This is a genomic window from uncultured Campylobacter sp. (assembly GCF_938002845.1).
In the GTDB taxonomy this organism is placed as follows: Bacteria; Campylobacterota; Campylobacteria; order Campylobacterales; family Campylobacteraceae; genus Campylobacter_B.
In genome coordinates, this window is sequence record NZ_CALKZP010000028.1 from 23486 (window position 1) to 48946 (window position 25461).

The window sequence follows — 25461 nt, forward strand, 5'->3', positions numbered from 1 at the left end:
AATTTTAAAATTCGCTAGACGAAGGAATTTTAAAATTTTATGGCTCGAGAGAATTTCAGAATTCTACGGCATGGTGAAATTTTAAAATTTCATAGCTTGCTGTGTGGGTTAAATTCTAAAAATTCGCGTTTGAATGAAATTCAAAAATCCCCTATATATGTGAAGCGCGAGCAAAATTCTAAAATCCTCGCCGAAGTAAAATTTTAAAATTCTTGCCCGAGCGAAATTTAAAAATTCCTCTTTATCGCATCATTTCCGCGTCAAATTTTGCATCATCAAAGCTCACTCCCAAATATTCGCAGGCACTTTTTGCGTCGCGAAGTGCGTTGCCTAGGCAGCTCGTAGCGCCGGGGCTTGGGGTCATATTAAAGATAATCCCCGGATTTTCGCCTATTCTAGCTTCGCCTAAAAGCAGCTTTTTTTGCGAGTGTGAGATTACTTGTGGGCGCACGCCGCCAAAGCCCTTGGCATAATAAATATCCTCCTCGCGGATGCTAGGTATGATCTTGCGCGCATTTTTGACGAAAAGCTTTTTACCTAAAATCGGTATCTCAAAGCCTATATTGCGGATTAAGAAGTCCCTTACCTCGCTATCGCCAAAATTTTGCCAAATGACCTTGGCTACGTCCATGTCAAAATTTAATGATTGAAAAAATTCCGGCACCGAACGACAGCCCTTGTAGCGCTCAAGCTTCGGCATCGTAAGCGCGGTAGGACCAAATCTCGTGCAGCCGTCTGCGAGCAAATCCGGATCGCCGTGAAGCGCGGCAAATGGAAGCTTTGGGTTTTGTACCATGTAAACCTTGCCGTTTAGAAGTTTTTGCTTGGTTAGATAGAAGCTGCCAGCGATGCAAATCGTGCTAAGATCCTGCCCAAGCCCCATTTTGTGCGCGAGCCATAGCGAGTGAGCGCCCGCATCTACGACTACGAAATCAGCACTTAGCGAGAGTCTATTTGCGGTGCGGATATAGAACTTATCGCCTACTTTAGTGATGTTTTGCACCTCGGTGTTTAGGTACAGATCGCAGGTTTTACCCTCCACGTTTTTAGCGTTTTGCACGAAGGAATTCGCCATCGCGCCGTAATCGATCGTCGTGTAAACTCCCGATTGCACGCCCATTGCTACGATATCCTCCACTCGCTCCTCGCCGCGTCCGTCAAAAACTAACTTGGGCTCGATTTTTTTGAGCTCTTCCTTGTCGAAAAGCTGCAGATACGGATAAAGCTCTTTAAATTTTTCAAAGCGCTCTTTAATTAGCTCTACCTCGCTCTCGCCCACGCCAAGAGCCATTTTCTGCCCCTGAAATAAAAATTTATTCTCATATCCGTGCTTTTGGCAATATTTCACGATCATATCCGCCTTGCGCTTGACTTCGGTCGCTTTTTGCAGGTCGTAGTTGGTCTCGATGTCGCCGCAATGAATCGTCTGGGAATTTGCACTGGCTTTAGAATTCAGCGTCGCAAGCCCTTCGTATTTTTCAAGTAGAGCTATATTTTTGATTCCGCTAAATTCCGCCAGTACATATGCTAGCGCGCTGCCCGTGATACCGCCGCCTATGATGATTACTTCGTAATGTTTTTCTTGCATGCCCTTTCCTTATCGAATTTGGCTGCAATTGTGCGAAAATTTCGCTTAAAAGCTAGTTATAAAAGCGTGAATTTAGATGATTTTATATAAAATTCGCACCATTTCATTTTGGGAGTAGTATATGAAAAAATCGATTCTTGTCGGATTAAGTTTGATTATAGCCACGTCGCTGTGGGGCGCGGATAAGAAAGTTTATCACCTTAAGCTAGCTCAGACTTACGAGCTTAGTATGCCTATCGTAGGCGATGTCGCCAAGCGTATGGCAGATCTTGCAGATAGTATGTCTGATGGTAGACTAAAAATCAGCATCGACGCGCCTAGCAAGCATAAAGCGCCTTTTGCAATCTATGATATGGTCAAAAACGGACAATACGATTTAGGCTATACTGCGAGCTACTATTATAAGGGTAAAAATAGCGCGAATATGCTGTTTACGACGGTGCCTTTTGGTATGACGAAAGACGAACAGCACGCTTGGTATTACTTCGGCGGAGGCAAGGAGCTAGCCGATAAATTCTATGCTAAAAGCAATCTAAAGGTCTTTAATATCCTAAATAGCGGTATGCAGATGGGTGGTTGGTTTAAAAAAGAGATTAATACGCTAGACGATTTAAAAGGGCTTAAATTTAGAATTCCAAGCTTTGGCGGGGAGGTTATGAGCCGCCTTGGCGTCGCAGTCGCTACGATACCGGTAGGTGAGCTATATATGGCGCTAGAGATGGGCACTATCGATGCGGTCGAGTGGGCAAGCCCCAGCTTTGATATACCTCTAGGCTTTCACAAGGTCGCAAATTACTATTATACGGGATGGCAAGAACCCGCTAGCGAGCAGCAGATCGTGATAAATCTACAAACTTGGCAGAAGCTTCCTAAAGACTTGCAAAATATCCTAGAGGCTTCGATCGCAAAGGCGCGCGAATACGCAGAAAACGAGACGTTTTATAAAAATGTAATAATTTGGGACGAGATCAAAAAGAAATATCCGAACGTTCAGATTCGCTCTTTTTCGCCCGAGATCATGCGTGCGCTTCGCAAGGCGACGGATGAAATTTTAGCCGAAGAAAGCGAGAAAAATCCTGATTTCAAAGAGATTTGGGAGAGCCAAAAGGCGTTTTTAGCTAAAGCTAGAACGTGGACGAAGATGGGCGATTTTACATATATCGAAAAAACGGGCGACGTTGAAGCCGAGCAGAATTTCACCGCTTCGGTGAAAAAAATCTCTGTTCCTGAGCCCGTAAATAGCGCAGCCAGCGAGATAAATGCAAGCACTGCTGCGCCAAAAAACGAGGATAATCAGACGAAATAGTGCTTCGCTTTTAAGTTGCGTTTTTATGCCACGCGGCTAAACTAAGCGCCAGATAAAGGTGTATGCGACTTAAATTTGATCGGCAATTTAGGCGAGGTGCGGGTGATTAAAATGCAGGCGATTTACTTATTTGCAGCTGCGTAGTTCGGCAATATCTTTAAAATTTTAATTTATGAAAGCGGCGATAAAATTTTATCGCCGCTTTAGCATTTAAGTTAAGGCGTGCAATTCGCATCACTGCGTTTAAAGCCCAATTTAAAAGCTGCTCGGTTGCCGCCGCACAAGGCTAGAATTTTAGAAAGCTTTGAGCCTCCTCCTTTTGTCTTATTCTTTTATCTCTTATGTTATTTAATCTTGATATTTTGCCGTGCTTGCTTGCGGGTGACATTGAGCGAGAGAGAATTTAATCTTGCTTTTTCATTTCGCGTAGTTAGCGGAGGAGCTTTGGCGAAGCGCGCCAATCTGAGATTTTAAATTAGTAGCGTTCATAAATTCCACATTTTAAAATTTTAATGTTTTTGTCTTGCCGATACCGCTTTTAAATAGAATTTGCTTTGGGTTTTCTTGCTGTATAAAACAGTGAACTTCAAATAAAATGCAAAATTTTAAAATTTTGGGCCTGAATATCACAAGTAATGAGAATTTAAAATTTTGTCTTTCGGAGGTTAAGTACAAAGCGCGTTAGGAAAAATTTTATAGGTCAAATTTCATTTTAAGCGATTGCAGATTTAAAGCTTGTATGCAAATACTTTTAAAGCCTGCTCTAGTTAGAATTTATCACTAAACTAGACGGGCTTAGCCTTGGAATTTCACCGCGTCAATTTTAAAATTTTGCGCGAGTTAGGCTTAAAATTTTAAAATTCGATTCTACCTGCGAAAACTCTTAAATTCCACGGTTTAGAATTTTGATGGAGAATTTTGCCATAACGCTATTTCTTGGGATGCGATAAAACTACGCGGCATGCAAAAGCCGCGTAGAATATTGAGCTAGGCTCGCTGCTGCAAGCCTAGCGAATGTCGTAAGCTAAAAAAGGCGCTACTGCAAAGCGTAAAATTTTATTTCAAAGCCCTAAAAAGCTCCACGCCGTCAAGCTGCTCCCACGGGTATTCGTCGTTTCCGACTTGTCCGCGCGCTGCGACGTCGGCGTAGAGAAAGCTTTCTCTACCGGGGCGATCAAGACCGAATTTATCGATGATCCAGCGCGGCGTGAGCGGGAATTTTTCAAGCACGAAAGCGGACAACTCATCGTCACTCGCCGCGCCTAAGTTCGTCCCCATGCAATCGACGCTGACGCTGACGGGTTTAGCTACGCCGATTGCGTAGCTGAGCTGGACGATGCATTTTTTCGCAAGCCCCGCTGCGACGATGTTTTTGGCGATATAGCGCGCCGCATAAAGCCCGCTGCGATCGACCTTGGTGTAGTCTTTGCTGCTTTGAGCGCCGCCGCCGATCGGGCTGTAGCCGCCGAAGCTATCTACGATTAGTTTGCGCCCCGTTAGGCCGCTGTCGTGAAGCGAGCTATGATTTACGTAGCGGCCGGTAGGATTGATGTAGATGATCGTTTTGCTTTTGTCGTAAAGCTCCTTTGGAAGCCCCGCCGAATCGATTAAATTTCCGATTAGATCTCGGACTCGCTCGATACTCATGCTCTCGACGCATGGCGCTGAAACCACGATCGTATGGATGCTTTGCGGCTTACACTCCTCAAAATTGCTCTTCGTGCCGTAATCGACCGTAACCTGCGTTTTAATATCGACGCCAAGCTCGTTGGGATGAGATTTTGCGTAGGCATAAACGTGATCGCAAAGCGCTCTTGCGTAGGTGATCGCCGCCGGCATAAAATTTTTCGTCTCGCAGCTTGCGAAGCCGAACATTATGCCCTGATCCCCCGCTCCGATCTCACCGCCCTCTTGATCGACGCCTTGGTTGATGTCGGGGCTTTGCTGGTTTAAAAATACGTCCACTTGCAGATCCTGCGGATGCAGGCACTGCGCGCGCGTGAAATGAGGGTTGTCATTGTAACCAATCTCGCTAAGCGCGCCCTTTACGATGTGGCGGTAATCGTCGTGGGTAAAATCGATCTTGGCGTTTACTTCGCCGCCGATTACTACGTGTTTGCCCGCGATGAAAACCTCCGCCGCGACGCGCCCGTTGGGATCTTGCTTTAAAATTTCATCCACGATGCTGTCTGCGATGATATCGGCGCATTTATCCGGATGTCCGGGGCTTACTACTTCGCTTGTGAATAGATACATATCTGCTCCTAATTAAAATTTCGGGGCATTTTATCTAACGAGGTTTTAAGATTAACTAAAAATTACGAAATTTCGCCCAAATTTAAATGTGCTTAAATAAAATTTCGATATATTTCAAACGACGTTTTGATTGAAAGGTAAAAAATGAGTTCGATTCAAAAATTAGTAGCCAGCTACAAAGATAAAAATCTAGTTCTGCGCATAGTTACAGGCTTGATAATAGGCGCCATTTTGGGCTTTGCTGCGCGTTCGACGGCGGGCGATATTGCGGCAGAGCACGCTTCATTTTTAATAAACGTAGTAGCTTTTGGGGAAATTTTAGGAAATTTATTTGTAGGTGCCCTTAAAGCGGTAGCTCCGATTTTAGTTTTTATCTTGATTTTAAGCTCGATCGTAAATAAACAATACGGCAGCGCAAGCGGCTTAAAACGCGTGGTTGTTCTATATATCGTAGGCACCTTTTTAGCCTCGTGCGTGGGGGTAGCAGCCAGCTTTTTATTTCCGACGGAGCTTGCTCTAAGCAATGTCGGTGCGGCGGAAAATGCGGTCCCTGCGAGCGTTTGGATCGTGCTAAAAGATCTGCTTTTTAAGGTCGTAGATAATCCGCTAAACGCTATCGCGCACGGAAACTATGTAGGAATTTTAACCTGGGCGATAGGTCTTGGCGTCGCGCTTAAATTTTGCACTAATGAAACAAAGAAGATTTTTACCGATCTGAGCGAAGCGGTAACTAAAATCGTGCAGTTCGTAATCCAGCTCGCGCCGTTTGGAATTTTCGGTCTAGTAGCTTCTACCGTGTATCAAACCGGCGTCGATGCGCTGCTTGGATACGTGCGAATAGTAGTCGTGCTAGTAGGCGCGATGGCGTTCGTAGCCCTCGTGGTAAATCCGCTCATCGTCTTTGTGGTGATTAAGAAAAATCCGTATCCGCTCGTATTTACTTGCCTGCGCGAAAGCGGCCTCACGGCGTTTTTCACCCGCAGCTCGGCGGCGAATATCCCCGTAAATTTAAATTTATGCAAAAAGCTCGGCATCAGTGACGAGCTAAGCTCGATCTCGATACCTTTGGGAGCTACGATAAATATGGCGGGCGCTGCGGTGGTAATCGCGATCTTGGCGCTTGCTGCGGCTCATACGCTTGGCGTGCGTCCCGATTTTTGGACGGCGCTACTGCTTTGCGTGGTCTCAGCAGTCGGTGCGTGCGGCGCTAGCGGCGTGCCCGGCGGCTCATTGATGCTGATACCGCTTGCGTGCTCGCTCTTTAATATCTCAAACGATATCGCAATGCAAGTAGTCGCGATCGGCTTTATCATCGGCGTGATCCAAGACTCGGTAGAAACCGCGATCAATAGCTCCACCGACGTGATTTTTACGGCGATCGCGTCGCAAAGTATGCAAAAATAACTCACCTTAAAATTTTACCGCGAATTCCGCTGGAGCGGCGGATCTCGCGGTTTTTAACATTTTACTTATTCTTTTTTGATAAAATTATCCAAAAATTTTAAAAGGAAATCGATGAATTGGAATTTAGGCGAGCTATTTGCAAACGAAGCGGAATTTAGTGCCGCGATAGATAGTGCGGCCGCGCAGGCTAGGGATTTTGAGCTTAAATTTAAAGATAAGCTGCACGCCCTTAGCGCGGAGGAATTTTTAGGCGCGCTTGAGCTTTACGAGAGCATCAGCGAGCAGATCGGCAAGATAATGAGCTTTGCGCATCTAAGATTCGCGCGAGATACGAGCCTTGGGGCGCAGCAGGCTAAGACGGAGCAGGCTTGCAACGACATTTCGCAGAGCCTGCTCTTTTTCGAGCTCGAGTTTAACGAGCTTGACGCCGCAAAACAGGACGAGTTTATCGCGCAAGGCGGTAGGTTTAAATATTATTTGAGCCTGCTTAAGCGGCGTAAGGCCCATCAGCTAAGCTTGCCGCAAGAAAGCGTGCTTTTAAAAACTTCGCCCGTAAGCGGCGAGGCGTTTTCGCGGCTTTTTGACGAAAGCATGGCGCGGATGAGCTTTGATTTTCGCGGGCAAAAGCTTGGAGAGGAGGAAATTTTAAGCCTGCTTCATAGCCCTGATCGCGAGGTGCGAAAGGATGCCGCAGCCTCGCTAAGTGCGGTGCTGCAGCAGAACTCCCACCTACTTGGCTATATCTACAATATGATCAAAACCGATCTTAAAATTCGCTGCGAGCTGCGGGGTTACGATAAAGCCGAGTCGGTGATGCACGAAGAAAATCAAATAAACATCGCAAGCGTCGATACGCTGATCGCAGAGGCGGAGCGAAGCTTCGCTCTGGTCGGCAAATTTTACGCCAAAAAGCGCGAAATTTTAGGCTACAACGCGCTGTATGATTACGACAGATACGCGCCGCTCGGCGGCGATGAGAGCGAGTTTAGCTTCGAGCAGGCTAAGCAGATCGTGCTTGCGGCGTTTGAAAAATTTAGCCCGAAATTTAAGCAGATTGCGCTGATCGCGTTTGAGCAAAACTGGATCGACGCGATGCCCGCGCAAAATAAGCAAAGCGGCGCGTTTTCGCATTCGGGCTCGCGCGATACGCACCCATTCGTGCTTTTAAATTTCACGCGCAAGCGCCGCGACATATTTACCCTCGCGCACGAGCTGGGGCACGCGATACATCAGTATCTAAGCTACGGCGTGGGCTATTTTAACTCCTTCACGCCGCTAACGACGGCTGAGACCGCATCGGTTTTCTGCGAGATGCTGGTGTTTGATTATATGCGCGAAAATTTTTCAAATTTAAGCGGCTCTCAAAATTTAAAAAGCGCCGTCGCCTCGGACGACTCGCAAAATTTAAAGTGCGATGCTTCACAAGAGGCTCAGAGCGGTGAAATTCCAAACGAGCACGCCGTAAAAAATGCCGCTTCGCAAGGCTCTGCGGGTTCGTGCGAGCTTGCAGCACGCGATACGGATACGCCATCGCAGACCGCAAGCGATAAGACCGCGCTAAGAGCGATGCTTGCGGCAAAGATCGAAGATATCTTCGCTACGCTTTACCGCCAGATCGGATTTACGACCTTTGAACGGCGCGTGCATGCGAGCGCGGATGAGCTAAGCACGGGGCAAATAGATGAGCTTTGGATGGAGGAATCGCGCAAGATGTTTGCGGGCGAGCTGATCTTGCAGGATCATTACAAAAGCTGGTGGAGCTACATCCCGCACTTCGTTCACTCGCCGTTTTACTGCTACTCCTACGCCTACGCGCAGCTTTTGGTGCTCGCGCTTTACGGGCTGTATAAGAGCGGCAGGCTCGAAAATTTCGTTCAAATTTACACCGAGTTTTTAAGCTCGGGCGGCAGCGACGCGCCGCAAAAGCTAGTGGCGAAATTCGGGTTTGACATCAATAAAAGCGAGTTTTGGCGCATCGGCATAGAGCAGGTCGCGGCGCTTGTAGATGAGTTTGTGAGGGGTTAGGATGATAGATAAAATTTTAAAAGACGATAAATTTATCGCTGCGAGCAGCGCGAATATAGGCGCGGTTTTGGATTACGTTTTGGCTCTTGGATGCGGATTTGGCATCGTTGTGAGGACGGATCAGATAAAATTTGACCCGCCGCTGCCGGAGGAAATTTTAAAAAGCTTCAAAATGCCCGCGATCTTTTTGCAGCTGGAGGAATACACGCTTTCTAGCGCGCATCTTAGCAAGGATGAGCTGGTTTTCGAGGCGGGATTTGGACCGCAGGATTTTGCAAGCACGCTTAGCGTGCCGTTTTACGCGGTTTTGCAGATCGTCGTGGACGGCAAGCCCATCGCGGTAAATTTTTCTCGTCCCGAGTCCGAGTGGCTTAAGCGCGAAAAATCGCGTAAAATTTTTTCAAAATGAGCGATATTTTAGAAGGTCTTAATCCCGCTCAGCGCGAGGCTGCGAGCCACGTGGACGGAGCGATGCTAATCTTAGCGGGTGCTGGTAGCGGCAAAACCAAAACGATCACCGCGCGCCTTGCCTATCTGCTATCAATCGGCGTGCCTCCGGGAAATACTCTCACGCTTACGTTTACGAATAAAGCCGCCGCCGAGATGCGCTCGCGAGCGCTTAATCTGATAAGCGGGTTAAATTTAAGCGGCGTGCCGCTTCTGTGCACCTTCCATAAATTCGGGCTTTTGTTTTTGAAATTTCATATTAGCGAGCTTGGTCGCAGCGCAAACTTCCAAGTAATCGATACCGATGATAAGAAAAAGATCATCAAGGGCTTTGAGATAAATTTGCCCACATCGCTATTAGCGGCTAAAATTTCAACCTACAAAAATTCTCTGATCGATCCCAAGGATATCGACGAGATTCTAAAGGGCGAGGACGACGAGCTAAGCAGGATGTATAGCGGATTTTACGCGCATTGCGCTAGAGCGTATAAGCGCTACGAGGCGTATTTGGCGGCGAATAATCTTGTGGATTTTGATGATCTACTGATCTTGCCGTATAAAATTTTAAGCGCGAATGAGCGACTATGCGATGAAATTTCGCGCCGTTACGCCTACATCACGGTCGATGAGTATCAGGACACCAACGACATTCAATTCAAACTGCTGCAAAAGCTCTGCACCGCGCACGAAAACCTCGTGGTGGTGGGTGATGACGATCAGAGTATCTACGGCTGGCGCGGCGCGCGGATAGAAAATATTCTAAATTTTAAAGATCAGTTCTCAAACGTAAAATTTATCAAACTCGAGCAGAACTACCGCTCCACGGATGAAATTTTAAATGCCGCCAACGAGCTCATCTCGCATAACAAAAACCGCCTCGGCAAGAGCCTTACTAGCATGAACGGCGGCGGCGAAAAGATCGAAATTTTGCGTTCAGACGAGGAGAGTATCGAGGCGGCAAAGATCGCAGAAGCTATCAAAAAGCTGCTTTCAAGCGGCGTAGCGCCCTCTCAAATCGCCGTGCTTTACCGCGTAAACGCTCTTTCGCGCGCGCTGGAAGAGGGGCTGAATCGCGCCAAAATCCCGTACAAAATGGTAGGCGGCGTGAAATTTTACGAGCGAGCCGAGATCAAGGACACGATCGCCTATCTGCGCTTGGTAAACGACGAGCACGACGACTTTTCGATGAGGCGGATCATAAACGTGCCCAAGCGCGGCATCGGCAAGGTCTCGCTGGCAAAGCTCGAGGAGCTTTCGCGCCTGCGACTCATAAGCCTATTTGACGCTTTTAGCGAGCCGGACGCGGGGCTTAGCGCCAAGGCGGCGCAGGCTCTAGCGGAGCTTAAAAGCGGCATCGCTTCTATCTCTGCGCTAGCCGATACGATCAAAAAAATAGAGGCTTTGGAGCCCGCTTTCGGGCTAAAGGCTTACTACGCCTCGCTTCCGGACGGCGCCGATCGGGTAGCGAACATCGACGAGTTTTTGGCTATGCTAAAGGATGAAGCTAGCAATAAGCCCGATTTTGATCTGGCGGAATTTTTAAACGAGCTGAGCCTTCTTAGCGATCAAGACGCCATCATGGGCGATGCGATAAATATAATGAGCGTGCACGCGAGCAAAGGGCTTGAGTTCGAGCATCTTTTCGTAATCGGACTGGAGGAGGGCTTTTTCCCGCTTTTGGGCGACAGCAATGACATCGAGGAGGAGCGTAGGCTCGCATACGTAGCGATTACGCGCGCCAAACGCACTCTCACGCTTAGCTTTGCCGCTAGCCGCTTTTATCGCGGCAAGCGCGAGAGGCTTGATGCTAGCAGGTTTATAGCCGAGGCGGGTTTGGTGGCTAAAGAGCCTCCGCGCGAGCAAAGCAGCGGCTTTAGTAAGGGCGAGCTGATCAAACACAAACTCTTCGGTATCGGACAGATCACGGCGGTAAACGGCGATCGGCTCACTATAAATTTCGGCGGAATTTCGCGCGTGATAATGTCAAATTTCATAGAAAAGATCGGCTCTTATGAATAGATTGTTTTTGGCGGACAAGCCCGCGGGCATCGGCAGCAATAAATTTTTAAGCGCTCTTAAACGCAAATACGGCGTGAAAAAGGCTGGCTTTAGCGGTACGCTCGATCCCTTCGCAAGCGGCGCGCTGATCGTGGCATTCGGGCAATACGCACGCTTTTTTAGGTTTTTGAAAAAGGAGCCAAAAGTCTACGCCGCGACGCTGTGGCTGGGCGCGCAGAGCCCAAGCGGCGATAACGAAAACATCGAGCGCGTGAAGCAAATCCCGCCGCTTTCGCGCGAGGTTTTAGATGCCGCGATGGCGCAAATGCGCGGCGAGATAAAATTTATCCCACCCGCTTTCAGCGCCAAGAAAATTGACGGCGTGCGCGCATACAAGCTCGCTCGCGCGGGCGAAGAGGTGAGCTTGAAAGAGAGCTCGATGCGGGTTTTTGATGCCGAAATTTTAAGCTATGCTCACCCCTTCGTAAGCTTTCGCGTAGCACTCAGCGAGGGTGGCTACGTGCGCTCTTACGCGCAAATTTTAGCAGAAAAGCTAGGCGTTTGTGGCACGCTAAGCGCGCTTAGACGAGAAAGCGAGGGGGTTTTTGATTTGAAAGATCCGCGCTTTGCGGACGAGGCAGCGCTAAATCCGCTCGAGTTTTTGGACCTCGCGCCGAACTTTTACGACGGCGACGCGCGCGACGTGATCTTGGGTAAGAAGCTTGCCGCAAAGGATCTGGCGAGCCGCGCGGACGGCCGCTATCTGCTTATCTGCGGCGATTTTTACTCGATCATCGAGATAAGCTCGGGCGAGGTGCGCTATCTTTGGAACGACGTTCCGATCGCAGGCGGCATGTTTTAATCAGCGGCTCTAGCCTGCGGCGGAATTTTGATCGGGCGGCCCTGGCTTGAAATTTGAGCGGTTATAAATACGGTGCGTTTTAAATTTGCTCGCATAGCGCGCCGCCATGCGCGGTTAAATTTTATCACGGGCGGCGGCGGGATTGCGCTCTTTCGTTGCGAGCAGATCGCAAATCGGCATCGGGCGGAGTAAATTTAAAATTTAAACATGCGGCTTCTTGGGCGGCGCTCGCTCGTGAAAGGTATAAATCCGCGGGGGCTAAATTTAAACGCGGCGAAGCGGCGTTTAAATTTGCTTTTGTCGCGCGATGGCGACGCGCTGCGAGATTAAAATTTCTCGATTTAAAAAGCGCGTAGGTTGGAGCTTAGTGCCGTGGCAAGCGGTCTTTGCCGAATAAAATTCCGGCTCGCGGCGGCGCATAGTATGCAACGATAGACTTGATTGCGGCGTACCGATAAGCTAAATTACGATCTATCGCAGCGCGCGGCTGCACGGTCTTGGTTTATAGCGAGGCTTAGAATTTTAATCACGCAGATAGATTTGCACCGCGAGTTGAAATTCGGCCGCATGCGTTGCGGATTAAAATTTCGCGCTTTATAAAATTTACGTATCAGGCGCCGCGATCGCGGGTTAAATTCTGCGGTGCGCGCTTCACGGTACGCGGTTTTAATTTTGATTGCACTGGGCGGGCGCGCCGCAGGCTGAAATTTAACTCGCGCACGGATTGAAATTTTAATCGCGCTAGATAAGCTCGCCGCCGGCTAAATTTAACGCAAGCGCGCCAAAGCGTGGAAGGAGTAAAATTTTGAAAGCTTATGCAAAGATTAACGTTTTTTTAAAAGTCGTCGGCACGCGCGGCGGCTACCACGAGATCGCCTCGCGCTTCGTGCTGCGCAGGGAGCTGTTTGATGAGATAAGCTTTGAGCGCGCGAGCGGCTTTGCGCTTGAATGTGACGCCGCGCAGATCGCGGATAATATAATTTTAAAGGCCAAAGCGGCGCTTGAGCGGGCGGGCTTTGCGCGCGAGCTTGCAGAATTTTTCAGCTCGCACAAGATCGTGCTTAAAAAACATATTCCGATCGGTGCGGGTCTTGGGGGCGGTAGTAGCGATGCGGCGGCGTTTTTGCAGCTTGCGAACGAGGAATTAAGCTTAAAAATTCCGCGCGAGCGGCTTACTAAAATCACGCAAAGTATCGGCGCGGACGTTGCGTTTTTTGTTAGCGGGCTAGAGGCCGCAAACGTGCGCGGCATCGGCGAGATCATCGAGCCTTTCGAGGACCGGCTGCCCGCGATCGAAATTTTAATGCCCGCGATCTTTTGCTCTACCGGCGCGGTTTATAATGAGTTTCGCGCAAGCTTTATGCAAAATATAAACGCCGCGCAGGCGCAAGAGATGTTGCGTTTAAGCAGCGAGCAGCTGCTGGCACGATACGGCAGCTTTACGTTAAATGATCTTTTCGCGCCGTGCATAAAGCTATATCCGCAGATGAGCAAGTATCGCGATATGTTTCTAAGCGGCAGCGGCAGCAGCGTGTTTTTCTTAAAATAAGAATTCCAAGGCGCGCGGTTAAAATTTAAAAGCTAAATTTAAAGATAAAATTTAAAATTTGCTCGCCCGCTTTTAAATTTAAGCAAAAACGGGCTAAGCTTAGGACTAAATTTAGAAGGAAAAAGATGAAAGAACTGAGTAAAAATCGCAAGGCATTTCACGATTTTACGATACTTGAAAGCTTTGAAGCGGGCATCGTGCTAAAGGGAAGCGAGGTCAAAGCTCTGCGCGCGGGCAGGGGCAATCTCAAAGATAGCTTTTGTCGCGTGATCCGCGGCGAGCTGTTTTTGCTAAACGCGCATATCAGCTATCTTGAAAGCACAAACGCTCACTTTCGTCCCGATGAAGGAGCTGCGCGAAAGCTTTTAATGCACCGAAAGCAGATCGATAAACTGCTTGGCGCGGTTAGCAAAGAGGGCCTTACCATCGTGGTTTTGTCGCTGTATCTCAATGATAAAAACCGCGTAAAGGCACGTATCGCTTTAGCAAAAGGCAAAAATCTGCACGACAAGCGCGAATCGCTAAAGCGCAAGGAAGCCGACCGCGAAGCGCAAAGCGCGATGAAGCGATACGACAAGCATTCATTTTAAATTCACAAAACTTTGGTTAAAATGCGGGCTTAAATTTAAACCCGAAGGAAATGCAATGAAGAAATTTTTACTATTATGTTTGGCGATTTTTGTTTTAAGTGGCTGCGGAGATGATTCGCAGAAAAAGACGGGCTCTGCTGGCGAGAATCCTGCCGCGAGCGAGAATCAGATGGCAAAAAATTCCGCTCAAGATAAAAATGGCGAGCGTATTGGCGGAGAAAGTGGCGAGGAGGTAGCTTTTGCGCCGTTTAAAACGGGCGAGCGCCTTACGCTTAAAAGCGTCGTAGGCGGCGAGGTAACGATTGAGCGGACAGAAAAGGGCTTTAAGCTTGCGGACAGCGATAAAATTTTAATGTTTGATATTTTTGGTACGTACTGCCAGCCGTGCCGCATCGAAGCGCCGCATCTGATGGACTTTCAGTTAAAAAATTCCGCGGATTTTCTAATGGTCGGCTTGATTTATTTTGAGGACATTACGGACGCGCAAGTGATCGAAAATTTTACGAAAAAGTTTAATGCGTATTATTTCATCTCCAATTCAAAACAAAACGAGCGCATAGTGGGTCAAATTTTAAGCGACATCGGTTATCGTCACGCGCTTTCGATCCCTTTTAAGGTAGTACTTAAAGATGGAAAATATCAAAGGCTTACCGACATCAATGAGGGCGATGAGCGGGGCAAGCCGTATTACTTAGGCATGGTCGATACCGATGTGATAAAAAGCGATATTGCCAGGATAAAAAATGGCAACTAAAACCGGTGTGCAGATTCACACTCGCGCCAAAACAAAATCTTTCGTGCCTCGCCCGTATAAAGTAATTTTGCTAAATGACGACGTGACGACGATGGATTTCGTGGTTTATATTTTGATGGAGATTTTCGCCAAAAACTTTAACGACGCCGTAGATTTAATGATGAAAGTTCATAGGCAGGGTCGCGCGGTTTGCGGCGCGTATCCCAAAGAGATAGCCGAGTGCAAGCAACAAGCGGTTTTACAAGCGGCAAAGGCCGCAGGATTCCCTCTTAGATGCGAGATCGAAGAGGATTAAATTTAAAGGAAAGCAATGATAGGATTTTTTTTAAACAAACATTTTGAACAAGCAATCAGCGTCGCAAACGACGGCGAGGATGAATATATCACCACTTCGCACGTAGTTTATGCGATTTTTAAATACAATAAGCCCTTCCATGGGCTCATCGCCAAAGAAATTCCGGATATTAACTACCTAAATATCTTGGATAATCTGGGCGGGCTTTTGGATATGATGCCTAAATCAAGCGGCAAGGCTCCGGCGCAGACGATAGAATTTAAGCAGTTCTATACTGAATTAAATAACGCTAAAGAGCCTAAAAACGAGCTTGATTTTATGCTTAAAATTCTAAATGATAAGGAAAACGACTGCACTAAAATTTTAAATCACTACGGTATCAATGCCGCGATTTTTGAGCTCATCGTGCGAAAGTACAAATCCGCTTTCGATCACCGTGATGAGGTCGTTTCTCGCGACGAAGCCGCAGCGATTAAGCTAAACTCATACGATATCGATGATATCACGCATGCGATGAATTATGACGAAAGTCGCAGGCAGTGGCAGAATACGGAATTTGAGCCTGCGTTTGAGGGCGAAAAGGACGCCATAAACGAGCGCGATATTAAAAAGGACTCGCCTAGCTCGCTTTATACAGCAAACCTCAATAAAATTGCGCTTGAAGGTAAGATCGATCCACTCATCGGACGCGAAAAAGAGATCGAAAAGACGCTGCAAACCCTCTGTCGCCGCAAGAAAAACAATCCGATCTTAGTGGGCGAAGCAGGAGTTGGTAAAACCGCGATCATTGAGGGTATCGCGCTAAAAATCGTCCGCGGCGAAGTGCCAGAAAAGCTAAAAAACAAGGTGATTTACGCCCTTGATGCTGGCGCGCTGATCGCAGGCACTACGTTGCGCGGTGAATTTGAAGAGAGGCTAAAGGATCTCATAGACGAGTTTAGCGCTAATCAAAATGCGATTTTATTTATCGATGAAATTCACACGATCGTGGGTGCAGGCACGGGCAATCGCAACGAGCTTGATATGTCAAACATCCTAAAGCCTTCGCTTGCAAGTGGTGAGCTATCGGTCATCGGCGCTACTACATACGGTGAATACCGCTCGTTTTCGCAGGATAAAGCGCTTAGCCGCAGGTTTTGCAAAATTGACGTGAGCGAGCCTAGTATCGACGATAGCGTCGAAATTTTAAAAGGCGTAGCCAAAAAATATGAGGAATTTCACGGCGTAAAATTTAGCGACGAAATTTTGCGTGATAGCGTAACGCTTGCTAAAAAATATCAAAGCGATAAATTTCTTCCCGACAGCGCCATTGATCTCATCGACGAGGTGGGCGCGAGCTTTGCGTTTAAGCCGCATGAAGCTCCGCTTGAAATCAGCAAGGACGATTTAGTAAATACGCTTTCGATTAGCGCAAATATCGCAAATTTAAGCAGTAGCGTCGATAATAAACAGGTACTAAAAAATCTGGAAGCTAATATCAAGCGTGAAATTTTCGGTCAAGACGAAGCGGTTAGCAGTCTTTGCAAGGCGCTTCTGCGCTCTTACGCCGGGCTTGGAGGCGCAAGCTCCCCAATCGGCGTATTTTTGTTCGCAGGTAGTAGCGGCGTGGGCAAAAGTGAGCTAGCTAAGGTCTTAGCCGCGCAGCTTGGAGTACATTTTGAGCGCTACGATATGAGCGAATATATGGAAGCTCACAGCGTCTCTAGGCTCATCGGAGCACCTCCTGGATACGTGGGCTTTGAAAATGGCGGAATTTTAACGAATAATATCAAAAAGCACCCTTACAGCGTCATTTTATTTGATGAAGTAGAAAAAGCTCATCCTAGCATGACGAATATTTTTTTAGGAATTTTCGATAACGCAAGTCTTACCGATAACAACGGCGTTACGACCGATTTTAAAAATACGATCATAATAATGACGTCTAATTTAGGCACGAAAGAAGCGCCGCAGGTCGGATTTACAAAAGACGAGAGCTATAAAGTAGATAGCGCCATAAGAAGCTTCTTTGCGCCGGAATTTCGCAACCGCATCGATAAAATCATAAATTTTAACCGCTTAAGCGGCGAAATTTTAGAAAAGATCATGGATAAAACTATCGGCGAGCTAGAGTCGCAGCTAAAAAATGTAAAGATTAGTCTAAACAAGGAAGCAAAAGATTTGATTATCTCGCGCGGCTATTCGGACGAGTTTGGCGCGCGAAATTTAAAGCGCGAGATCAGCTCTCAGATCAGCGATCATATAAGCGGCGAGCTGCTTTTTGGCGCGCTGCAAGAGGGCGGCTTAGTTAGCGTGAGCGTAAAAGATGGCGAGCTAAGCTTTAGCTTTGCTTCTACGCCTTTGCCGCAGATAGAAAAAAAGCAACCCGCACTAGCTCAAAGCAGTGTCGTTAAATAATGGCTCGGTTTTACGATTTTCCAGATCCTATGGATGCGCCCGATTTTGCGCCGCTTGCAAGTGGCGGCGATCTGAGCGAGGATTGCTTGCTTAGCGCTTATAGCGCAGGGATATTTCCGTGGTTTAACGAGGATGAGCCGATTTTATGGTGGTCGCCCGATCCGCGCGCAGTGCTTGATCCACGCGAAGTGCGTGTGCAAAAGTCCATCAAGCCCTATCTTAAGCGATATGAAGTGAAATTTGACGCAAATTTTAAGGGCTTCATCGAGCGCTGCAAAGACGTACGAAAAAAAGAGAGCGACGGCACGTGGATCAGCGAGCAGATCGTGCAGGCTTACTCGCGTTTGGCAGCAGACGGCTACGCTCACAGCGTCGAGGCGTACGAGGACGGCGAGCTTGTGGGTGGGCTATACGGGCTAATTTTTGGGCGTGTGTTTTGCGGCGAGAGTATGCTGAGCCTAAAGAGCAATGCTTCGAAAGTCGCGCTGATTAGGCTTTGTGAGGTGCTTGCAAATTTCGGCTTTCTAATCGATTGTCAGATTATGAACGAGCATCTGAAATTTATGGGTGCTAAAGAGATGCCGCGAGCGGAATTCCTCGCTCTATTTGCTGAGCTTAGTGCGCAAGATAGCGGCTTTGAGCGCTTTGCGGATCTTAAAGTTCCGCGCGGAGCGCAGCATTGAGTCAAAGCTTGAGATGCAGCAGCGTAAAAAATGCGCGGAATTTAGAATTTTAAAGAAATAAGATGTGGCAAAGAGATAAAAGCTCCTCGGTCGGTATGATTATTGTGATGTTTATATTCGTGCCGGCGGCGCTTTTTGTATTTTTGGCGATTTTATATTTTTGGGGCAGCACTGAGCGCAAGCTACCGCGCCTGGATGTCAATGAAACCAACAGCGCGATCCGCGGCGCGATAATCGCAAAAGATAATTATGTCGCGGCAAATTCCGTCAAACTCTATAAAGTTAGCGTCGATGCGCGAAGCATCGATAAAAACAAGCTTGATCTTTTCGTGCGGCTTTATTGCATCTATACGGGCGATAGCGAAAAGCGTGTCAAAAGCGCGATCGAGGGCTCTGGCGGCACGACCGTGCTGTCGTATAAGATCGACGCCAAAACCGCCGTGCATCTAAAAGAGCTTGCATATAAGCTAAATTTAAAAAAGGTCTTCGTCAGCTTCATGGGCTCAAACGGCAGGTTAAATCCGCCTATCCGCATGAGCGTGACCGAAAGCGGCGAGAAGCGCAGTTACAATGTCGGCGATTCGCTCACTCCGTTAATCGGCTATATCAATAAAAAAGAGGTTGATGGCATCACCAAGGTTAGCGGCATCAAAGGGATCGAGAAGTACTATGAGTATTATCTAGCGCCGGTTAGAGATGAGTTTATCGTGGGTCCGCGCGATATCGGCGGCAATATCATTCTAGAGCGCAGCAGCAAAAAAACGGGAAGGATCGACGGCTACAATGTCCGCCTAAGCGTGCCGCTAACGCTGCAAAGAAAGATAGAGCGCCTAAGCGATGAGGGCGCTGATAATTACGATGCGCGAGAAATCGTTGTGGGCATTATGAACTCCAAAACGGGCAAAATTTTATCTCTTGCGACCAACGCTCGCTATGATCCCTCAAACATCACGAAAAACGATCTTAAGAATTTAAATTTTACCGCGAGCGAATACGCCTACGAAGTGGGCTCGATTATGAAGCCGATAATTTTCGCAATCGCCTATGATGCCAAAGCCGTCAAACCGGGCGAGATCATTAATACCTATAACGGCAGCTATAAGCTTGGTACTCGCACGATCCGCGACACGCATCCTGCAAAGCAGATGAGCGGCGAGGAGATCATCATCCACAGCTCAAATATTGGAATGATTAAAATTTCAGAGCGGCTGGAGGGGCAGGCTATTTATGACGGGCTGATGAATTTTGGTATGTCGCAAAAAACGGGTATCGATCTGCCGTATGAGCAAAGCGGAAATATACCTAGTATCAAAAGCCTGAATAATAAAATTTACAAAGCCACGATCAGCTACGGCTACGGCGCGCAGATGACCTTCCTTCAGATGCTCAATGCCTATACCGTCTTTAACAACGGCGGCGTCATGATTAGCCCGCGTCTAGTCGAAAATCTAGAAAATAACGGCAAAACTTACATCGTCAACGAAAGCGAAACCCGCCAGGTCATCTCTAAACCTACCGCCGACGTAATCAAAGGAATTTTAATCAAAACGGTTGAGAGCGGCACTGGGCGCAAGGGGCGGGTAGCGGGGCTGCAAATCGGCGGTAAGACGGGCACTGCGCGTATCGCCAAGGGAGGCGGCTATTCGAGCGCCTATAACAGCTCGTTTTTCGGCTTTGCCAACGACGCGGACACCAGCTACACGATCGGCGTTTTGGTGCGCGAGCCTAAAAGAGGCAGCTACTACGCCGCTCAAAATGCGCTGCCGATCTTTAAGCGAGCGGTAGGAATTTTGATTGAGGAGGGCTATCTAAAGCCCGCAGCTGACGCAAACGCTACGCAAAAGGTTGAGATCAAGGATGAGGCAGTTGAAATTAAAGATTAAATTTGCTAAATTTCGCGAGGTTTTTTAAAATTTTGCGACTTGCGACGACGAAAATTCGCGGAATTTGGCGCGGCTTTTTGAAATTTTACGGCGTTTAAATTTTATGGCGCGGAATTTTGGCGGCATAGAATTTCGTGGCGTAAATTTTAACGGCACGAAGATGGAATTTTATCGCGATGCGGGATTTTGGCGCGGTAGTAAAATTTTATCACGGTTTGAAATTTTGCATGGCGCCGCTCGCTGCACTAAAGCAACTGAATTTTATCGTGATGCGAAATTCGGTGCGGCATAAAATTCCGTATCAAGGCAAAATTTTAAATTTGCCGCCGTGCAAATAAGCGCAAGTAAAACGGCGAGCGAGCTTGAAATGTTAAATTTAAGACGCGCAATGTATCTGCGTAGCCCTGAAATTTAGCGAGTTTGAGAGCGAAATTTAACTATGAAATTTAACGCAAAGAAAAGAGGAAAATATGAAAGCAAATGAGGGAAAAATGAAAATAGCGATAATCGGACTTGGCTACGTGGGGCTTCCTTTGGCGGCGGCGTTTGCCGCAAAACACGAGGTTGTGGGCTTTGACGTCTCGCAAGAGCGCATAGAGGAGCTGCGCGGCGGGCACGACCGCACGCTGGAGCTTAGCGACGAGGAGCTTGCTGCGGCGATTCAAAACGGACTTAAATTTAGCGCAAATCTAGATGATATGAGGCAGAGCAATTTTTATATCGTGTGCGTGCCGACGCCCGTAGATAGGCTAAATCGCCCCGATCTCACGCCGCTAATCAAGGCCAGCGAAAGCGTTGGAGCCGTGCTTAAAAAGGGCGACATCGTCGTGTATGAAAGCACCGTCTATCCGGGCGCTACGGAGGAGGACTGCGTGCCGGTGTTGCAGCGCGTAAGCGGGCTAAAATTTAACCGCGATTTTTTCTGTGGATATTCGCCCGAGCGTATCAATCCGGGCGATAAAGTTCACACCGTCACGAAGATCAAAAAGATCGTCTCGGCAAGCACCCCAGAGGCTCTGGACGTCGTAGATAGCGTCTATCTTAGCATCCTGCAAAACGGCACCTTTCGCGCTAGCAGCATTAAGGTCGCCGAAGCCGCGAAGGTGATCGAAAACACCCAGCGCGACATCAACATCGGCTTTATCAACGAGCTTGCGATCCTGTTCGGCAAGCTCGGTATCAACACCAACGACGTCATCGACGCAGCGGCTACGAAGTGGAATTTCTTAAGCTTCCGTCCGGGGCTCGTCGGCGGACACTGTATCGGCATCGATCCGTATTATCTGGCGCAGAAGGCGACCGAGGTGGGCTATCACCCCGAAATCATCCTCTCAAGCCGCCGCATTAACGACAATATGGGAAGCTACGTCGCTACGGAGGTCGTTAAGATGATGATAAAATACGACGAAAAGGTAAAGGGCGCGAAGGTCTTGATCTTGGGGCTGACGTTTAAAGAAAACTGCCCCGACACCCGCAATACGCGCGTCGTGGATATGATAAACGAGCTTAAAAATTTCGGCTGCGAGGTAAGCGTCTATGATCCTTGGGCGAGCGCCGCCGACGCCAAGAGATACTACGACATCGATCTGCTGCAAAAGCCTGACTTGCGCAAATTTGACTGCGTCGTAATCGCCGTAGCGCATAAGCAGTTTTTCGAGCTTGATTACGCGGGCTCTCTGGTTTACGACGTGAAAAACGTCTATAAAGGCGCGCAAGGAAAGCTCTGAAATTTAGCCGAGGTTTAAATTTAGATTTTATCAGTGCGGTTTACTTTTTATGTTTTGAAGCTCAAACATAATGTAAGCCGCAAAATAGATAAAATTTTGTATAAGTGAAAGTTAACCCTTATAGTTATATAATCGCGGCACTTTCGGGGAAATAAAACGAGTTGTCGCTTTAGGTTTTGTTTAAAAGCTAAAGCTCTTTGCAGGCTAGTGTTTTAAGGCTAAAGGATCAAATTTGAAGACCTTTTTGAAGACCTTGCTTAAAATCATAAAAAACATCTTTAAAGGTATATTTTATATAGTTGTTTTTATAGGTCTTTTTGCCTTGGCGCTCAAAGTTCAGACCGGCAGATTTAAATCAACCTCCCATCACTATACCGTCACTGCAAATACCAAAGTAGATCCTAACTCCGAGCTAGCTAAATACGTAACACAAAAGGAGATAAACGCAGTTGGCTATAGATATTGGGATATAGACGAAGAGGAGGTTAGAGATAACCCCACGATGGAACTTTTACGCAGGAGTTTAAAATCAAAAGATACGGATAAAATTTTAAAATTTATGCAGGATAATAATATAAGCGTAGATACCCCTCTTCATTTCGGCGTTACCCCTTTGATGTACGCTAGCTTTTACGATGACGAAAAGACAGCAAAAAAGCTGATAGAGATGGGTGCCGATCCTCATAAGAAAGATAATTACGAGCTATCTCCTATGGCATACGCTATGGAAAATAACGCCACTAAGTCGGTTAGGCTTTTACTAGATAGCGGAGTTAAGTTTGACGAAGTAGAGATAGTGCAAGAAACCTACGGCATTAGAGATGTCGAAAATTGGATAGATTCTGTAAGCTTTGACGAAAACGCTACTCCGATCATACATTACCGCACGAAAGAGGTTCTTTTTAGCGGCGGAGGCGAGCCATATTATTTTATCAGCCACCTAGTTAGAAACAATATGTACGATATAATGAAAATGGTGCTAGAGAGTGGTTATAGACCGTATACCTACTCCACTTTCAATATGGGAGAGGTCTATGTTTCAAATAAACTAGAGGAGATACCGAGCTATAGAAACATAAAGAATACCCATAAAAGATATGGAGTAGAGGAGTTTAGGCTTTATAAATCGGTATATGGCGATCTGTTAGACGTGCCCGAGCCCGGAGCTATGATAGATCTACTTTTGCAATATGATATAGGCGGAATCCCAAACGATGAATTTTTAAAAAGAATGTATGATGATAAATGCTATAAAGAATATAGGTATGATATAGAAAGCGAATATTATAAGAAAGCAACTAAAGCTAGGTTCGAACTTGCTTTTTTACAAAAACATTGTTCCGACAAGAACGCTACCTTTAAAAATATCAAAGAGTATATACTATTTGCGGTAGAGCGGAAAAAAGTTCGCGTGATAGAATTTACGGCAGATGAAAGAAATATAAAAAATCCCAACTTCCATATATCTAAAGAGGAAGTCGAGAGGCTAACGAACGATTATAAAGAATATAAAAGAAATTTATTTAGTAAAGAAGCGGAAGATCAAAAATAATAGGCGGCTAGGCAACCCGCTGTGAAATAATTAAATTTAAAGCCCCATCTAATTACCGAAAAAGATAAAATTTCGCCGATTTTATCGGCATTGTATTTGGCCTGCGAACTCCGCAAAAGTATAAAAACTCGAATAGAAAAGTTAAATTAATCTCTAAATTTACAGCGCCTGCGCGAGTATAAATTTTGCAAAATCCTCGCGGGAGTTCGGGCATTTGCACACTTCGTAGTATTCATAACCCAGCTCGCACGCCTGGGCCCTATAAAAAATATCCAGCTCAAAATCGGTCTCGGAGTTATCCACGCAAAACGCGATCGGAAATATCAGCGCTTTTTTGCTCTGCAGATCTCGCAAAACGTCCGCGACATTGGGCTCTAGCCACTTCACGGGGCCAAGGCGCGATTGATACGCCAAAATGATCTCTTTAAATTTAATCCCGCGCGCAGCCAGCAGATCTTTTAAAATTTCCACGTGTGCTTCTACCTGCGCCTCGTAAGGATCGCCCGCGGCGATCATTTTTACCGGCAGCGAATGGGCAGAAAATATGAGTGAAATTTGCGAAATTTCATCCGCGCTAAATTTTGCGACGCAGCTTGCGATTAAATTTAGCAAAATTTCGTTGTAAGCGGCGTTGTCGTAGAAAATATCAACTATCTTATAATTTTTTATACCGAGCTGTTTAAGTGCCGCCTCGGCAGAGCACAGGCTCGATTGCACCGTAGTTTTTGAGAAGTGCGGATACAAAGGCATCAAAATTATCTCATCAAAATCCGCATATTTTTTAAGCACGTCCTCCGCAAATGGCGGCGTGTAATTCATCGCATAATCGCAAATTAACTCGTCTATCGGTTTTTTATCCCGCGGCGCCTCGTTTTGCAGCGCCTTGCCCTGCGTCGGGGCGTCTTGCGGCGGCTTGCTCTGCAATGAAATGTCTTGCGGCGGCTCATTCGCGGCGCCCGCATCCGCTGCATTTTCAAATTTTAATCCCGCGCCTAATTTTGCTCGCGCGAGTAAATTTACCCGCTCGCAAAGCGCTTCGGTGATGGAGCATATCGGCGAGCGCCCGCCCAATTTTTCGTAGTTGCTGCGCGCCGATGCGGTTCTGCTTTTTACGATGAGCGCGGCTAAAACGCTGCGCCAAAAATCGCTCTTAACGCCCAAAATAAAGGGGTCGTTAAACATATTTTTTAAAAAAACTTCAACCTCGCTCAGATTGTTCGGACCGCCCATGTTGAGCAAAATTAGGGCTTTTTTCATGAGATGATTTCTCTGATTTTTATCGCATCCTCGACGCTTGCAAGACCTGCGTTAGTACTGCTGTCGCACATCGCGCAAAATGCTTCGTGTTCGCGGCGCAGCGAAAAGTCATCGCGATCGACGCGCAGATTTACGCGCCCGTCAGGCGTAATTTTAAAAAGAGTTATTGAGATTAGATCGCCGAAATACACACCGCTGTCGGTGCAAATCTCGATACCGTGGCGTCTGATCGGATAGAGATTGGACTGCATTAGCGTGCAATAGCAGCCGCTTTTTGTGTGAAGCGTCGCGCATGCGGCTAGAGTGCGCTCTTTAGAGATATTTTTGCTAAGTTCTATGCAGGCGATCTCGCTGTGAGAAAGCAGCCGCACAAGATCGATATCTCTAAAAAGGGCATTGGCGACAATATCTGCTCTATCATCGTTTGCAAAACCGCTTACAAAGCTCATCGAAAAAATTTTATCCCCCTTGGCAAGCTCGCGTAGCAAGGATACGATGACGGGATTGTAGCGGTCGGAGTAGCCTACGGCTAGGCGCGTACCGTTAGTAGTGACTGCGTAGTTTATCTCTCTGGCTTCGGCTAGGCTTTGTGCGAGCGGAGATTCTACAAAGATATTTTTGGTAAACGGCAGGCATTTTAAAATCAGCTCTTTATGCGATGGCGGGGGAGCCGTTATGACTACGGCATCGGGCTTGGCGACGTTAAAAAGATCGGTTAGATTATCAAAGATCGGATAGCGCGGGCCGAAATTTTCACTGCTGCCCTTATGATAAAGCGCTACAAGCTCGAAATAATCGCTCCTTCTTAGCTCGCTGAAGTGCTTTTGACCAAGCTCGCCCATGCCTATGATCGCTATCTTTTTTTTCATCGCCATGCCCTAAATTTAA

The 25461-nt window shown here is 47.2% G+C and carries 21 protein-coding genes; 17 read left to right on the plus strand and 4 right to left on the minus strand.

Annotated elements, in window-relative coordinates:
• Positions 1 to 39: 39 nt before the first annotated feature.
• Complete coding sequence (locus Q0224_RS03715) at positions 40 to 207, plus strand: hypothetical protein (protein ID WP_297949186.1); 168 nt, start codon at positions 40 to 42, stop codon at positions 205 to 207.
• Positions 208 to 241: 34 nt separating this feature from the next.
• Here the strand turns inward: Q0224_RS03715 and Q0224_RS03720 are convergent, their stop codons facing one another.
• Positions 242 to 1588: an FAD-dependent oxidoreductase gene (locus Q0224_RS03720; protein ID WP_297949187.1), complete on the minus strand. Its 1347-nt coding sequence runs from the start codon at positions 1586 to 1588 to the stop codon at positions 242 to 244.
• Between the two features lie 121 nt (positions 1589 to 1709).
• Between Q0224_RS03720 and dctP the strand changes: the two genes are divergently transcribed.
• Positions 1710 to 2894, plus strand: a complete 1185-nt coding sequence (gene dctP / locus Q0224_RS03725; RefSeq protein ID WP_297944883.1) for a TRAP transporter substrate-binding protein — start codon at positions 1710 to 1712, stop codon at positions 2892 to 2894.
• Between the two features lie 1056 nt (positions 2895 to 3950).
• On the opposite strand, the gene metK is transcribed toward dctP, so the two are convergent.
• Complete coding sequence (gene metK / locus Q0224_RS03730; protein WP_297949190.1) at positions 3951 to 5150, minus strand: methionine adenosyltransferase; 1200 nt, start codon at positions 5148 to 5150, stop codon at positions 3951 to 3953.
• 144 nt (positions 5151 to 5294) lie between these two features.
• Here metK and sstT point away from each other — a divergent pair, with 144 nt between their 5' ends.
• The 15 genes from sstT (at position 5295) to Q0224_RS03805 (ending at position 23316) form a co-directional block, all read left to right on the plus strand.
• Entirely contained in the window at positions 5295 to 6554 is a 1260-nt protein-coding gene (sstT, locus tag Q0224_RS03735) for a serine/threonine transporter SstT (RefSeq protein WP_297949192.1), read from the plus strand.
• 111 nt (positions 6555 to 6665) lie between these two features.
• Positions 6666 to 8579: a M3 family oligoendopeptidase gene (locus Q0224_RS03740; RefSeq protein WP_297949194.1), complete on the plus strand. Its 1914-nt coding sequence runs from the start codon at positions 6666 to 6668 to the stop codon at positions 8577 to 8579.
• Position 8580: 1 nt separating this feature from the next.
• Positions 8581 to 8988: a hypothetical protein gene (locus Q0224_RS03745; RefSeq protein ID WP_297949196.1), complete on the plus strand. Its 408-nt coding sequence runs from the start codon at positions 8581 to 8583 to the stop codon at positions 8986 to 8988.
• Complete coding sequence (locus Q0224_RS03750) at positions 8985 to 11045, plus strand: ATP-dependent helicase (RefSeq protein WP_297949198.1); 2061 nt, start codon at positions 8985 to 8987, stop codon at positions 11043 to 11045. The genes Q0224_RS03745 and Q0224_RS03750 overlap by 4 nt, the downstream gene beginning before the upstream one ends.
• On the plus strand, positions 11038 to 11886 hold the full coding sequence (gene truB, locus Q0224_RS03755; RefSeq protein ID WP_297949200.1) for a tRNA pseudouridine(55) synthase TruB: 849 nt from the start codon (positions 11038 to 11040) through the stop codon (positions 11884 to 11886). Before Q0224_RS03750 ends, truB begins: the two co-directional genes overlap by 8 nt.
• A gap of 805 nt (positions 11887 to 12691) precedes the next feature.
• The gene (locus tag Q0224_RS03760; RefSeq protein WP_297949202.1) at positions 12692 to 13435 is read left to right on the plus strand and encodes a 4-(cytidine 5'-diphospho)-2-C-methyl-D-erythritol kinase; all 744 of its coding nucleotides are present in this window, start codon (positions 12692 to 12694) and stop codon (positions 13433 to 13435) included.
• 125 nt (positions 13436 to 13560) lie between these two features.
• Entirely contained in the window at positions 13561 to 14025 is a 465-nt protein-coding gene (smpB, locus tag Q0224_RS03765) for an SsrA-binding protein SmpB (RefSeq protein ID WP_005871759.1), read from the plus strand.
• A gap of 55 nt (positions 14026 to 14080) precedes the next feature.
• A complete protein-coding gene (locus Q0224_RS03770; protein ID WP_297949203.1) occupies positions 14081 to 14779 on the plus strand; it encodes a TlpA family protein disulfide reductase in 699 nt (232 codons plus the stop codon).
• Positions 14769 to 15074, plus strand: coding sequence for an ATP-dependent Clp protease adaptor ClpS (locus tag Q0224_RS03775; RefSeq protein WP_297895840.1), 306 nt, complete (start codon positions 14769 to 14771; stop codon positions 15072 to 15074). The genes Q0224_RS03770 and Q0224_RS03775 overlap by 11 nt, the downstream gene beginning before the upstream one ends.
• A gap of 15 nt (positions 15075 to 15089) precedes the next feature.
• Positions 15090 to 17471 carry an AAA family ATPase gene (locus Q0224_RS03780; protein ID WP_297949205.1) on the plus strand — a complete coding sequence of 794 codons (2382 nt, stop codon included), beginning with the start codon at positions 15090 to 15092 and terminating at the stop codon, positions 17469 to 17471.
• Positions 17471 to 18154, plus strand: a complete 684-nt coding sequence (aat, locus tag Q0224_RS03785) for a leucyl/phenylalanyl-tRNA--protein transferase (protein ID WP_297949207.1) — start codon at positions 17471 to 17473, stop codon at positions 18152 to 18154. Before Q0224_RS03780 ends, aat begins: the two co-directional genes overlap by 1 nt.
• 62 nt (positions 18155 to 18216) lie before the next feature.
• Positions 18217 to 20037 (plus strand): penicillin-binding protein 2, encoded by a 1821-nt coding sequence (locus tag Q0224_RS03790; protein WP_297949209.1) that lies wholly within the window; start codon positions 18217 to 18219, stop codon positions 20035 to 20037.
• Positions 20038 to 20140: 103 nt separating this feature from the next.
• Positions 20141 to 20329, plus strand: a complete 189-nt coding sequence (locus Q0224_RS03795) for a hypothetical protein (protein ID WP_297949211.1) — start codon at positions 20141 to 20143, stop codon at positions 20327 to 20329.
• Positions 20330 to 20528: 199 nt separating this feature from the next.
• Positions 20529 to 21764, plus strand: coding sequence for a nucleotide sugar dehydrogenase (locus Q0224_RS03800; RefSeq protein ID WP_297949213.1), 1236 nt, complete (start codon positions 20529 to 20531; stop codon positions 21762 to 21764).
• Between the two features lie 232 nt (positions 21765 to 21996).
• Complete coding sequence (locus Q0224_RS03805) at positions 21997 to 23316, plus strand: ankyrin repeat domain-containing protein (RefSeq protein WP_297949215.1); 1320 nt, start codon at positions 21997 to 21999, stop codon at positions 23314 to 23316.
• 159 nt (positions 23317 to 23475) lie between these two features.
• Here the strand turns inward: Q0224_RS03805 and hemH are convergent, their stop codons facing one another.
• Both hemH and Q0224_RS03815 read right to left on the minus strand, forming a co-directional pair.
• Positions 23476 to 24573, minus strand: coding sequence for a ferrochelatase (hemH, locus tag Q0224_RS03810; RefSeq protein WP_297949217.1), 1098 nt, complete (start codon positions 24571 to 24573; stop codon positions 23476 to 23478).
• Positions 24570 to 25442, minus strand: a complete 873-nt coding sequence (locus tag Q0224_RS03815; RefSeq protein ID WP_040304050.1) for a Gfo/Idh/MocA family oxidoreductase — start codon at positions 25440 to 25442, stop codon at positions 24570 to 24572. The genes hemH and Q0224_RS03815 overlap by 4 nt, the downstream gene beginning before the upstream one ends.
• Positions 25443 to 25461 lie beyond the last annotated feature (19 nt).